At 66.4% G+C, this 12,014-nt stretch carries 11 protein-coding genes and 1 pseudogene; 8 read left to right on the top strand and 4 right to left on the bottom strand.

Translation table 11 applies throughout. The annotated features are described in order from the left end of the window. Positions 1-31: 31 nt before the first annotated feature. The 3 genes from M2351_RS25265 to M2351_RS25255 form a co-directional block, all read right to left on the bottom strand. Positions 32-805 carry an SDR family NAD(P)-dependent oxidoreductase gene (locus M2351_RS25265; protein ID WP_319801926.1) on the bottom strand — a complete coding sequence of 258 codons (774 nt, stop codon included), beginning with the start codon at positions 803-805 and terminating at the stop codon, positions 32-34. Positions 806-998: 193 nt separating this feature from the next. Next, positions 999-2,669: a methyl-accepting chemotaxis protein gene (locus M2351_RS25260; RefSeq protein WP_264658824.1), complete on the bottom strand. Its 1,671-nt coding sequence runs from the start codon at positions 2,667-2,669 to the stop codon at positions 999-1,001. A gap of 85 nt (positions 2,670-2,754) precedes the next feature. Continuing rightward, positions 2,755-2,940, bottom strand: a complete 186-nt coding sequence (locus M2351_RS25255) for a hypothetical protein (RefSeq protein ID WP_264658823.1) — start codon at positions 2,938-2,940, stop codon at positions 2,755-2,757. Between the two features lie 837 nt (positions 2,941-3,777). Here M2351_RS25255 and M2351_RS25250 point away from each other — a divergent pair. Beyond that, positions 3,778-4,008, top strand: a pseudogene (locus tag M2351_RS25250) (hypothetical protein); the annotation flags it as partial. A 222-nt stretch (positions 4,009-4,230) separates the two neighbouring features. Here M2351_RS25250 and M2351_RS25245 read toward each other — a convergent pair. Next, a complete protein-coding gene (locus M2351_RS25245; protein ID WP_264658822.1) occupies positions 4,231-4,452 on the bottom strand; it encodes a hypothetical protein in 222 nt (73 codons plus the stop codon). A gap of 473 nt (positions 4,453-4,925) precedes the next feature. Between M2351_RS25245 and panB the strand changes: the two genes are divergently transcribed. From panB to M2351_RS25210, 7 genes are all read left to right on the top strand, one after another. Then, positions 4,926-5,774, top strand: coding sequence for a 3-methyl-2-oxobutanoate hydroxymethyltransferase (gene panB, locus M2351_RS25240; protein WP_264658821.1), 849 nt, complete (start codon positions 4,926-4,928; stop codon positions 5,772-5,774). Next, positions 5,771-6,202: an aspartate 1-decarboxylase gene (gene panD / locus M2351_RS25235; RefSeq protein ID WP_264658820.1), complete on the top strand. Its 432-nt coding sequence runs from the start codon at positions 5,771-5,773 to the stop codon at positions 6,200-6,202. The genes panB and panD overlap by 4 nt, the downstream gene beginning before the upstream one ends. A gap of 206 nt (positions 6,203-6,408) precedes the next feature. Further along, entirely contained in the window at positions 6,409-7,590 is a 1,182-nt protein-coding gene (gene bioF, locus M2351_RS25230; protein WP_264658819.1) for an 8-amino-7-oxononanoate synthase, read from the top strand. After that, positions 7,587-8,231: an alpha/beta fold hydrolase gene (locus tag M2351_RS25225; RefSeq protein ID WP_264658818.1), complete on the top strand. Its 645-nt coding sequence runs from the start codon at positions 7,587-7,589 to the stop codon at positions 8,229-8,231. The genes bioF and M2351_RS25225 overlap by 4 nt, the downstream gene beginning before the upstream one ends. Then, positions 8,228-9,700 carry a dethiobiotin synthase gene (gene bioD, locus M2351_RS25220; protein ID WP_264658817.1) on the top strand — a complete coding sequence of 491 codons (1,473 nt, stop codon included), beginning with the start codon at positions 8,228-8,230 and terminating at the stop codon, positions 9,698-9,700. The genes M2351_RS25225 and bioD overlap by 4 nt, the downstream gene beginning before the upstream one ends. Next, complete coding sequence (gene bioB / locus M2351_RS25215) at positions 9,669-10,688, top strand: biotin synthase BioB (RefSeq protein WP_264658816.1); 1,020 nt, start codon at positions 9,669-9,671, stop codon at positions 10,686-10,688. The genes bioD and bioB overlap by 32 nt, the downstream gene beginning before the upstream one ends. Further along, positions 10,678-11,970 (top strand): adenosylmethionine--8-amino-7-oxononanoate transaminase, encoded by a 1,293-nt coding sequence (locus M2351_RS25210; RefSeq protein WP_264658815.1) that lies wholly within the window; start codon positions 10,678-10,680, stop codon positions 11,968-11,970. Before bioB ends, M2351_RS25210 begins: the two co-directional genes overlap by 11 nt. Positions 11,971-12,014: the final 44 nt, after the last annotated feature.

Below are 12,014 nucleotides of genomic sequence, written 5' to 3'. Positions count from 1 at the left end.
CCGCTTTCGCGGGGCGGACGGACGAAGAGAATCACAGCGAACTGACCAGATGCCCGCCGTCGGCGGCGATCACCGAGCCGGTCATGAAAGACGACGCGTCGGAGCACAGCAGCAGCAGCGCCCCGTCCAGCTCCTCCAGCTGGCCGAGCCGGCGCTGTGGCACGCGCTTAATCAGCGCCCGCCCCGCCTCCGAGGCGAAGAACTCGCGGTTGAGATCGGTCTCGATGTAGCCGGGGCACAGCGCGTTGACGCGGATGCGGTGCCGCGCCAGCTCCAGCGCCATCGCCTTGGTCAGCTGGATCAGCCCGGCCTTGGAGGTGACGTACGGCGCGAGTTGCCCGGCCACGCGCAAACCGAGGATCGAGGCGACGTTGACGATGCTGGCGCCGCGCTCGCGCTCGCGCATGGTGCGCGCCGCCTGCTGCGCCACCAGGAAACAGCCCTTGAGGTTGGTGTCGAGCACGCCGTCCCACTCCGCCTCCTCGATGTCGAGGACCGGTGTGACCAGCGTGGTGCCCGCGTTGTTGACCAGGATGTCCAGCCCGCCCAAGCCCTCGGCGGCGGCGGCCACAGCCTCCCGCACCGAAGCGGCGTTGGTGACGTCCATCGGCACGGCCACCGCCTCACCACCGTCGCGGACAATGTCCTCGCACACGAGCTCAAGGCTGTCGACACGCCGCGCCGCCAGCGCCACCTTGGCGCCGGCGCGCGCCAGCACCTGCGCGAAATGCCGCCCCAGGCCGCTCGACGCTCCGGTTACCAGCGCGGCGCGATCGGTCAGATCAATAGTGAAAGACAAGAACACCTCCATGGTAACGTCATTCAAACTGTGCAAGCAGGATGTCGCCCTGCGCCGTGCCGTAACATGCCTGGTCGGTGGAATTACGATCACCAATAGTCGCGCGCATAGCAAAGACAGGGACGATACTATTGAGCAAGTCCCGCTCCATATTTCGTTCCACAACAACCGAATGCTTCATTGTCCAGACGGTTCACGTTTATGCGCGGACGGTTGCAATGAAAGAATCCACATACCCTTTCAGCGACCCGGCCGTAGTCGTGAGTTTCTGAGCATCGTCCACGAAGCCCACAGAAGCGCACCCAATATTGGTGACCGATTCAGTAACGTCTCTGATATTGGTAGCTACTGCATGAGCGGTGAACGCGACGATCTCAGCGCTCTGCGCTATACCGGCCGTAGCAGCACGTTGTTGTTCAACCGCAGCGGAGATCGCCTTGGCACTATAGTTCACATCCGTGATCGATTGGATGATATCGCGGATAGCCTTACTCGCGCTTGCTGTGATCACCTGAATAAGGTCGATTTGCTCCCCAATCACACTAGTGGCAGCGCTCGCTTGCATAGCGAGTTGCTTCACCTCGCCGGCGACCACCGCAAATCCCTTCCCAGATTCCCCCGCCCGCGCTGCTTCTATAGCAGCATTGAGCGCGAGCAGATTGGTTTGAGCGGCGATACCCTGAATCAGATTGACGACTTCCCCAATCCTCTGAGCTGCACCATCAAGCGTGATTACAATTTGGCTAGTATTTTCTCCTTTTGCGACCATAGCTTCGGTTGTCTTCGCCGATCGATGCACATGATCCCCGATCTCGACAATGGACGCTGACAACTGCTCCGCAGCCAAAGCAACCGCTTGAACGTTTGATGAAGACTGCCTCGCCTCCGCCGACACCTCAGCCGCTTGCTCAATCGTGCGCTTGACCGTTTCCCCCATGCGCCGTGCCGTCGCCTCCGTTTCTGACGCGGCCGCAGCAACCTCTTTCACCACACTTTCAACTTGCTCTTCGAGTCGCTCCGCCATTGAGAGAAGCAACTGCCGTCGCTCCACCGCCATTTGGCGCGCGTGGGTTTCCTGGGCGGCGCGCAGGCCGCTCGCCTCGACAAGACTCTTCCTAAAAGCGATGACAGCCGCAGCCAGATCACCAATCTCGCCCTTCTGGCCGGTCTTTAACGGCTCAGCATTCATCTCTCCGGACGTCAGCAATTTCATGGTTTTTACAATTTGCCGCAAAGGATTAGCCACATCTCGATCAGTCACAAGCACGAGTACAAGAGCCAAAATACTGCTGAGAAGCACCGCTGCCATCATGTAGATTCGCGATTTCTCGAAAATTCTGTTAGCTAATCGTGTGGCCTCAATCCCGCCATCGAGGTTCGCCATACGCATCCCATCGAGCACATCGGACACGGCCTGAAACGCTTTTTTGACCTTTCCTTCAAATATGACCAGAGCCTCTTCTTTTTGAAGCTTACGAGAATACTGCAGCATCATCTGATGCGCAGGAAGGAAGTCACGCCACTTTGCAATGAACGCCGAGGCATGATACCCCAGGTTACTGTCCGAACTAAAGCGATCGACGAGACCGGGAATTTCGAGCAGCCGCTCACCCAAGTGCTCCTCCAGAGCGGCCATCCCGTCGCTGCCACTCTCCATAATATGCATGGCTTCCTGTGCGCGGATTTCGTTGAGTGCGGCGTCGAGCAGCGCCAAAGACTGGGTGTTCGGCAACCACTTTTCCTCAATTTCAGTCGCCGTTCTCCGCACAGAAGCCAGTGAAATGATAGCAACGCCGCTTTGAACGAGGATCATGACCAGCATGACGGTCAACGTCGCCATCATCTTTCCACGTATCGTGTTCATGAGCATACCTCGCTCCTTGATCAATTTATTGTGCCACCTGGAGCGGGCGATCATACCCACACGCTACTCTGACGAGGCGAGTTAAACCCCATCAAATCAAATGAACATTACGGTATATTTCTTCTCCTTTCTTAACGCTTCGAGAAACCACCGCATATGATGTCCCGTTTTTCTTCAGGTACTCTTCTAGCTCCTGCACAAATTTTATGAATTGTTGATCATCTTGCATTGCCTCGGAACGCGAAACGGTTACGTAGCAGTTGAGATCATAGTCCATATGCCTCTCCAGCGATGGGGACACGTCACTCACCTATCCGGAGCGCCTCAGCGCCCCGTCCCAATGAACGCGACAAATTTATGCGCGCTTCAACCCACTGACACGCTTGCGGGCAGTCCAAAGCTACATAAATGGCATCTCGGGATATATATTGCAGCTCCTCAACCGAGCATTGTTGACCTGCTGTTGGGCGCGCGCCTCATCGTCAAGCTGGTTCGGAAAATCTAAGAAGAGCCACTTCATAGTGTCCTTTATCCAAGACATGAACGTAAGCGGCTTGCTCATAACTCCCCCTTACACGTTTGCCACACGTATAGACAACCCTGTCAATACCGTCGTTTGTCTACTAAAGACACCAACTTATCACCCCGATCAGGGGGACTCGTTTCGCAGGATCCTTCAGTCTGTCACGTTGAAACTCATTGACAATTTCACGGTTGCTTATCGTGCAGCGCCTATTATTGAGCCATGAAATTCAGCAAGCCGTTTATCGTACGCAGACCGGACGGATACCAAGTGGCAGATATCCATCCCAACGACGTTGAGGCAGCGGATCGCCATTAAATTTTTCTACTGATCTTGTAATGCATACATTAATAGGAGTCAAACCAGATTTGACGTTGGTCGTGCAGCTTTGGGGCGGATCGAGGACAGCGAGAAGCTACTCGCGATCAGCCGGACTATGTACTGGCCTCACTCGCGCCACACGGTACACCAGAGATTGCGTTGGAGCCCGTGGAGAGGGCTACTGCTTCGGAAGGAATTTACGGCGGCTGGGCTGCGTGATTCACCCTCCATGACGGATGGAGGAACTGCAGGGCCCGAGCCTACAGCCAGGGTTTGCGGGATCGCGTGTTGAAGGCGGTGGCGGCTGGCCACTCGACTCAGCAAGCCGTGGCGCGCTACCAGATTGGCATTGCGAAGGCGATCGTGTGGGTGCGCCGGGCGCGCAGCACCGGCGAGAAGGCGGTGTGCCGCCAAGGCCCAGCACGGTGTTCGAAGCTGCACTTCCCGCCCTTCCTGGAGCCGCGCAAGACCACCGAGCGCGCTCTGGCCGCGGTTATCTAGGAAGCCTGGATCGGTGGCATCGCGACCCGGCGTGTCGGTGAGCGGGTGCAGGCGATGGGGGGTAGTGAATTTGGTTGCGGGGGCGTGCACCCGCCACTGTTTGCTCCTCCAGGCGCGACGGCTCACATCCGTCCACCCCACTCGACGATAAAGCTGTCTCTTGCCCCCGAGCATCGCCTTGCGCGAGCGCGCCTCCTATCACGGCAGACGGGCCGCTCCACGTCAGCCGAACCAGCGGGCGACGTCGCCGGTCTGGCCGACGATGGTGACGCTCACGCCCGGACGCAGGTCGATCACAGTGCTCCCGTTCACAACCCTGGCCGACGCGACCACGCGGCTGAGAGCGAGCGAGGGGTCGGACAGCGCCAGCCAGTCGGTGCCGACGGTGAAATATCTCGGCCGCCTGTTCCAGTGCGTGTACACGGGGTGGGACAAAGGGCGCACGCGCTGCAGCAGCTTCTGCGCTGCAGCAGCTTCTTCCGCAAGGTGACCAACGGTTTTCGCTCGCTCTGGGCCGCCACAACGGCCATTCGACCCATCAGTCCTTTTCTTACGCCCTCACCGGCCGGCCGAACTTCGCCGGCGGACCAGCCATTTGAAAAAGTTACGCCACCAACATCCGTTCTTCTCACATAGCGGGCTCACCCCTCAACACGGAGAAGACTGGCAGTCTGCATCGCGATTCCAAAGCGCAGCAACAATATTCCACAGAGTGCGCTGTGTCGTTCTTGGATATTAGTATTCATCGGCGTCGTTCATTATTTAATTGCCGTCGCGCGCATGCTCAGGTATGACGCCTTGACCCGTGACGAACATCGCCTTCGTTGGTCGTCCCCGCACTCGGCCCGTTCTTTGTTCTGGCAGCCACGCTGATCCCACGGTTCATCCCGAGAGCGATTTGCATCTGAGGAGCAACAATGAGTGCAACGGCGCTGGCCAAGCGCACCACCATCACCACCCTTGCCGCGCGCAAGGGCGGTGAGCCCATCGTGTGCCTGACCGCTTATTCGGCATCCCTCGCCAAGCTGCTGGACCCGCATGTCGACGTGCTGCTGGTCGGCGACAGCCTAGGCATGGTGCTGTACGGCTTCGACAGCACGTTGCCGGTGACGCTCGACCTGATGATCGCGCACGGCGCGGCCGTGGTCCGCGGCTCGACGCAGGCCTGCGTGGTTGTCGATCTGCCGTTTGGCAGTTACCAGGAATCGCCGCAGCAGGCCTTCCGCAACGCCGCCCGCGTCCTGGCGGAGACGGGGTGCGCGGCGGTGAAGCTGGAGGGCGGTGTGGAGATGGCCGAGACGGTCGCCTATCTGACCGCGCGCGGCGTGCCGGTCATGGGTCATATCGGGCTGACCCCGCAGTCGGTCAACACGCTCGGCGGCTTCCGCGCGCGCGGCCGCAGCGTGGACGAAGGCGAGCGCATTCTGGCCGACGCCCAGGCCATTGCCGACGCCGACGCCTTCGCGCTGGTGATCGAGGGCGTGATGGAGCCATTGGCCGACCGCATTACGGCGGCGGTGGCCGTCCCGACCATCGGCATCGGCGCGTCCGTCGCTTGCGACGGCCAGGTACTGGTGACCGACGATCTGCTTGGCCTCTTCACCGATTTCACGCCGAAGTTCGTGCGCCGCTACGCCGAGCTCGGCCCGACCGTCAGCCAAGCCGCATCGGCCTTCGCGGAGGACGTCCGACACCGCCGCTTCCCGGGCCCGGAGCATGTGTTCGCCGCCCCTAGCAAAGCGCCCGTCCCGGAGACGGCGCCATGATCAAGGTGGTTCGCGCCAAGCTCCACGGCATCCACGTCACCGACGCCAACCTGAACTACCACGGCTCCATCACGCTCGATCCGGACCACTGCGACGCGGTTGGCCTCTATCCCCTGGAGTTTGTGGAGATCTGGAACCGCAACTCCGGTGCCCGTATCAGCACCTACGTCATTTTCGGCGAACGCGGCTCCCGGTGCTGCGTGCTGAACGGCGCGGCGGCGCGCACCTGCCAGCCAGGGGACGATGTCATCATCGCGGCGTCCTGGTACTGCCAGCCCACGGAGCTGGCGACCCTCAAACCGCGTGTCGTGACGTTTCATCCCGACAACCGCATCGCGGACCGCCTCACCTACGACGTGACCGCCCACGACGACGGCCGCCACGACTTCCGCATCCGCGTCGGTGAGCCAGACAACAGCCAACCATAGCGGCCGTGACACGTTCTCTGTCGTTCCAACGGGCGCCGCGGACTCGCGCGTCAGCGGTCCATAAGGCCTCCTTCCTCATTCCCAATCAGCCGCTGTGCCGTCGCCGCGCCGGCCGGCCGGCGTTGATCGCGCCGCGCTCCCGCGCCGACCGCGTGGCGTGTCGCTGGACCCGTCGGCGCGATTCTGATTGGTGGGTGCCATTTCCGATGTCCCGCTTTGACCACCTCTTCCAGTCGCATCTCGACACCCTCGACCACCGGCACGCCCGCCGCGCGCTGCGCCCGGGGCAGCCGACGGACCGCGGCCGCATCGTCCGGGATGGCCGGATATTGCTCAACTTTTCCGGCAACGATTACCTGGGCCTGTGCAGACACCCGCTGCTGATCGAGCGGAGTTGCGCCTGGGCCCGCCGCTGGGGCGCCGGGTCGGGGGCGTCGCGGCTGATTTGCGGCACGCTGGAGCTTCACGCCGAGGTCGAGGCGAAAATCGCCCGGCTGAAGGGGACCGAGGCGGCGCTGCTGTTCAATTCCGGCTGGCAGGCGAACGCCGCCCTGCTGCCCGCTTTGTTCGACCACGACACGCTCGGCGGCGCGGCGCTGGTCTTCACCGACCGGCTGAACCACGCCAGTCTGCACCACGGCTGCGCCGCCGCCGGCGTGCCTCAGATCCGCTTCCGCCACAACGACCTCGACCACCTGGACCGGTTGCTGACGCAGCGGGCCGGGCAGCCGGGCCGCCGCTTCATCATCACCGAAAGCGTGTTCAGCATGGACGGCGACCGCGCCGACGTCGCCGCCCTGGCCGACATCGCCGACCGCCATGGCGCCTTCCTGATGCTCGACGAAGCCCACGCAACGGGCGTGCTCGGCCCCCGCGGCATGGGCCTGTCCGGCCTCGCGGCGGGGCGCGTCGATCTGGTGATGGGCACCTTCAGCAAGGCGCTCGGGGGGTTCGGCGCCTACGTCGCGGGCTCGCGCGCGCTGTGCGACTGGCTGAGCAACCGCTGCGGCGGCTTCCTCTACACCACCGCTCTGCCGCCGGCCGTGCTCGGGGCGATGGACGCCGCACTCGACCTGCTCCCCACTCTCGACGCCGAACGCGACCGCCTGCAGGCCAACGCCGAACAGCTGCGCGCCGCCTTGCGCGGGCTCGGCCTCGACACCGGCGCATCGAGCACGCAGATCGTCCCGGCGATCGTGGGCGCTGAGCGGGCGGCGCTGGACCTCGGGCGGCGGCTGGAGGACGCGGGAGTCCTCGGCGTCGCCATCCGCCCGCCGACCGTGCCGCCGGGCACCAGCCGCATCCGCTTCGCCCTGTCCGCCGCCCACACGGACGCCGACATCGACACGCTGATCGCCGCGATCACCGCCGCCTGGAGCGTGGCATGACGGCGCCCCTGTTCGTTTTCGTGCACGGCTGGGGGTTCGGGCCCGACCTGTGGGACGGCGTCCGCGCCCACCTGTCCAGAGGCGACAGCGCGGCGGTGGACCTCGGCTACTTCGGGCCTCCCGTGGTGCCGGCGCTGCCGGCCGGGCGGCCGGTGGTGGCGGTTGGCCATTCCTTTGGCGTGCTCTGGCTGTTGCACGAGGCGCCGTTCGCCTGGGACGGCCTGATCGCCATCAATGGCTTCCCGCGCTTCACGGAAGGCCCGGGATACGCGCCGGCCACGCCACGCCGCGTGCTCGACCGGATGATCGCGCGCTTCGACGCCGCGCCCACCGCGGTGCTGGATGAGTTCCGCCGGCGCTGCGGCTGTGGCGCCCCGGCGGCGCCCTGCGACGCCGAACGCCTCGCTGTGGACTTGCGAGCCTTGCGCGATTGGGACGCCCGCCCGGCCCTGCGCGCCCCTCTGCGCGCCCTCGCCGGACGCGGCGATCCCATCGTGCCGCCGGCGATGACGGAGCGGGCCTTCGCGGGCCTTCCTCTGAACTGGCACGCGGAGGGTGGACACCTGCTGCCGCAGACGGCGTCGGCGTGGTGCGCCGAACGCATCGCCGCCTGGGCCGCGGAATTGGAGACCACCCGATGACCGGGACGCGCCAGGACGCCATCGTGTCGGCCTTCGGCCGGGCGGCCGCGCGCTACGAGGATCACGCCGCGGTGCAGCGGGCGGTGGCCGACCGCCTCGCCGAGCGCATCGCCACCCTCCCCCTGCCCCGCCGGCCGCGCGTGCTGGAGATCGGCTGCGGCACCGGCTTCCTCAGCCGCGCCCTGCGCGCGCGGCTCGGCCCGGCGGACTGGCTCTTCACCGATCTGTCGGCCGCCATGGTCGCGCGCGCCCGCGCCGCCTTCGGCGAGGATCCCGACGCCCGCTTTCTTGTCATGGACGGCGAGACCCCTTGTGCGGCCCCGCCGGGCGGGTTTGACCTCGTGTGCTCCAGCCTGGCCGTCCAGTGGTTCCAGGACCCGGGCGCGGCGCTCGCGCGCTGGGCCGCCCTGCTGGCCCCCGGCGGGCACATCGCTTTCGCCACCCTGGCCGCCGACAGCTTCCGCGAATGGCGCGCCGCGCACACGCGGCTCGGCTACACGGCCGGCGTGCCGGCCTACCCCACCGCCGCGGCGCTGGCGCGGCTCTGGCCCGCCGGCGGCACCGGTGTGGTCACCGAGGAGCGGCTCGTGCGCCACCACCCGGACGGGCGGGATTTCCTGGCCGAACTGAAGGGCATCGGCGCCACCCTGCCCTGTGCGACTCATCGGCCTCTGCCGCCCGGCGCCCTCCGCCAGGTGCTGCGCCTGTGCGCCCCGCCCGAGGGCTTGCGCGTGACTCATCACATCGCCTACGGCCTGTACCGCCGCGACGGCGCGCCCCCGCGCGGCGTCTTCGTCACCGGGACCGACACGGGGGTGGGCAAGACCGTGGTCTCCGCCTGCCTCGCCCGCGCCTGGGACGCCGCCTATTGGAAGCCGCTGCAGACCGGCGTCGCCAGCGAACCGGACGACACCACGACGGTCGCCGCCCTGGCCGGCCTGTCACCCGAGCGGACCCATCCGCCGGCCTACACCCTGTCCGCGCCGCTCGCCCCGCTGGCGGCGGCCGCGCTGGAGGGGGTGGACATCGATCTCGCGCGCCTGGTCCTGCCGCCGGACGCCGGCCGTCCTCTGGTGGTGGAAGGCGCCGGCGGGCTGATGGTGCCGGTCACCGGCAGCACCATGATCATCGACGTGATCGCCCGTTTGCGGCTGCCGGTGGTGCTGGTGGCGCGCAGCACGCTGGGCACGCTGAACCACACCCTGCTCAGCCTGGAGGCGCTGCGCGCGCGCGGGCTGCCGGTCGCCGGCGTGATCCTCAACGGCCCGGCGAACCCCGGCAACCGCGCCCTGATCGAGCGCTTCGGCAAGGTCACCGTCCTGGCGGAGGTGCCGCCCCTGCCCGACCTCGGCGATGCCGCCATCGCCGCGGCGGCCGCGCGGCTTCCCGCCTTCGACGCCCTGTTCCCCTCAGACCCCAGCATCGGATCCATGAGCCATGACCCTGATCAGCACGACCGAGCCCGATGAGACGGCATCGCACGCCGTCGGCGTGGTGCGGCAGGACTGGACGCGCGCGGAGATCGCCGCGCTGTTCGCCCTTCCCTTCCCCGAACTCCTGTTCCAGGCCCAGTCGGTGCACCGCCGGCGCTTCGATCCAACGCAGGTCCAGGTGTCCACCCTGCTGTCGATCAAGACCGGCGGCTGTCCGGAAGATTGCGGCTACTGCCCGCAGAGCGCCCACCACGACACCGGCCTGACCGCCTCCAAGCTGCTGGAGGTGCAGACGGTCATCGACGAGGCCAAGGCGGCCAAGGCCGCCGGCGCCAGCCGCTTCTGCATGGGCGCGGCCTGGCGCTCGCCCAAGGACCGCGACCTCGACGCGGTCTGCGCGATGATCGAAGGCGTGAAGGCGGTGGGCCTGGAGACCTGCGTGACCCTCGGCATGCTGGACGCGGCGCAGGCCCGGCGCCTGAAGGCCGCCGGGCTCGACTGCTACAACCACAACCTCGACACCGCGCCCGAGCACTACGCCAGCATCATCAGCACGCGCACCTACCAGGAGCGCCTGGACACGTTGGCCACCGTGCGCGACGCTGGCATTCACGTCTGCGCCGGCGGCATCGTCGGCATGGGCGAGGACCCGAGCGACCGTGTTGGCCTGATCCACGCGCTGGCCACCCTGCCCGCCCACCCGCAGAGCGTGCCGATCAACCTGCTGGTCAAGGTGCCGGGCACGCCGCTGGCCGATGCCGCGGCCCTCGACCCGCTGGAGTTCGTGCGCACCATCGCGGTGGCGCGCATCACCATGCCGGCCTCCATGGTCCGCCTCTCGGCCGGACGCGAGGGCATGACCGACGAGCTGCAGGCCTTGTGCTTCCTCGCCGGCGCCAACTCGATCTTCTACGGCCCGACGCTGCTGACCACGCCCAACCCGGCGTTCGACCGCGACATGCGCTTGTTGAACCGGCTGCGCATGGCGCCGAGCAACGCCGGCATGGTCGACGATGAGCGCTGAGCATCCCGGCTGGCTCGGCGCCGGCTTGCCGCACGTCTGGCTGCCCTACACCCCGATGAAAACCACGCCACCGCCGCTTCCGGTGGTGCGGACCGCGGGAACCCGCCTCCATCTCGCCGACGGGCGGGAGCTGGTGGACGGCATCGCCAGCTGGTGGACCGCCTGCCACGGCTACAACCACCCGCACATCCGCGCCGCCGTCGCGCGACAACTGGAGGCGATGCCGCACGTCATGTTCGGCGGCCTGGCCAACGAGCCGGCGCTGACGCTGGCCCGGCGCTTGGCCGCGCGGCTGCCGGGCGACCTGGAGCGGGTGTTCTTCTGCGACAGCGGGTCGGTGGCCGTCGAGGTGGCCATGAAGATGGCCACCCAGTACTGGTTGAACCGCGGCGAACGCGGGCGCACGCGGATGCTGGCCTTCACGGGCGGCTACCACGGCGACACCATCGCCACCATGGCCGTCTGCGACCCGGAAGAAGGCATGCACAGCCTGTTCGCCGGCCTGCTGCCGCAGCACGTCATCACCGACCTCCCGGTGGATGAGCCCGGCATCGCCGCCTTCGAGGCGGCGCTGGAGCGGCACGCGCACGCGCTGGCGGGCATCCTGGTGGAGCCGCTGGTCCAGGGCGCCGGCGGCATGCGGATGCACGACGCCGCTGTGCTGCGCCGCCTGCGCGCCGCCGCCGACCGTCATGGGCTGCTGCTGATCGTCGACGAGATCTTCACCGGGTTCGGGCGCACCGGCCGCCTGTTCGCCTGCGAGGCCGCCGGCGTGGTGCCGGACATCGTCACGCTCTCCAAGGCGTTGACCGGCGGCACCATGGCGCTGGCGGCCACCGTCGCCCGCGCTGCGGTGTTCGAGGCCTTCTGGTCGGACGACCCGCGGCACGCGCTGATGCACGGCCCGACCTACATGGCCAACCCGCTGGCCTGCGCCGCGGCGAACGCGTCGCTCGACCTGTTCGAGACGGAGCCGCGGTTGGAGCAGGTCGCGGTCATTGCCCAGCGGCTGGCGGAGGGCCTGGAGCCCTGCCGCGCGCTGCCGGGCGTGCGCGACGTGCGCGTCATGGGGGCCATCGGTGTCGTCGAGCTGGACCGCATCGACGACCTGAACGCCCTGAAGCGTCGCTTCCTCGACGCCGGGGTGTGGGTCCGTCCGTTCCGCAACATCGTGTATCTGACGCCGGCCTTCACCATCGACGAGGAGGACCTGGCCCGCCTGACCGGCGCCGTGCGGACGGTGGTGGCGGAGTGGTCGCGGCATCATCGGTCGACGCCGTGATGAGCCACGGTCAACGGGCATGCGTTGGTGGTGGACGGCGGCGG

Origin of the sequence: Azospirillum canadense (assembly GCF_025961225.1) — a bacterium.
Taxonomy (GTDB): Bacteria; Pseudomonadota; Alphaproteobacteria; order Azospirillales; family Azospirillaceae; genus Azospirillum; species Azospirillum canadense.
This window is presented reverse-complemented; position numbering and strand designations above follow the sequence as displayed.

Coding starts and splice junctions, on each gene's coding strand:
- M2351_RS25260 (WP_264658824.1), bottom strand. CDS start 2,669: ATGCTCATGAACACGATACGTGGAAAGATGATGGCGACGTTGACCGTC.
- M2351_RS25255 (WP_264658823.1), bottom strand. CDS start 2,940: ATGGACTATGATCTCAACTGCTACGTAACCGTTTCGCGTTCCGAGGCA.
- panB (WP_264658821.1), top strand. CDS start 4,926: ATGAGTGCAACGGCGCTGGCCAAGCGCACCACCATCACCACCCTTGCC.
- panD (WP_264658820.1), top strand. CDS start 5,771: ATGATCAAGGTGGTTCGCGCCAAGCTCCACGGCATCCACGTCACCGAC.
- bioF (WP_264658819.1), top strand. CDS start 6,409: ATGTCCCGCTTTGACCACCTCTTCCAGTCGCATCTCGACACCCTCGAC.
- M2351_RS25225 (WP_264658818.1), top strand. CDS start 7,587: ATGACGGCGCCCCTGTTCGTTTTCGTGCACGGCTGGGGGTTCGGGCCC.
- bioD (WP_264658817.1), top strand. CDS start 8,228: ATGACCGGGACGCGCCAGGACGCCATCGTGTCGGCCTTCGGCCGGGCG.
- bioB (WP_264658816.1), top strand. CDS start 9,669: ATGACCCTGATCAGCACGACCGAGCCCGATGAGACGGCATCGCACGCC.
- M2351_RS25210 (WP_264658815.1), top strand. CDS start 10,678: ATGAGCGCTGAGCATCCCGGCTGGCTCGGCGCCGGCTTGCCGCACGTC.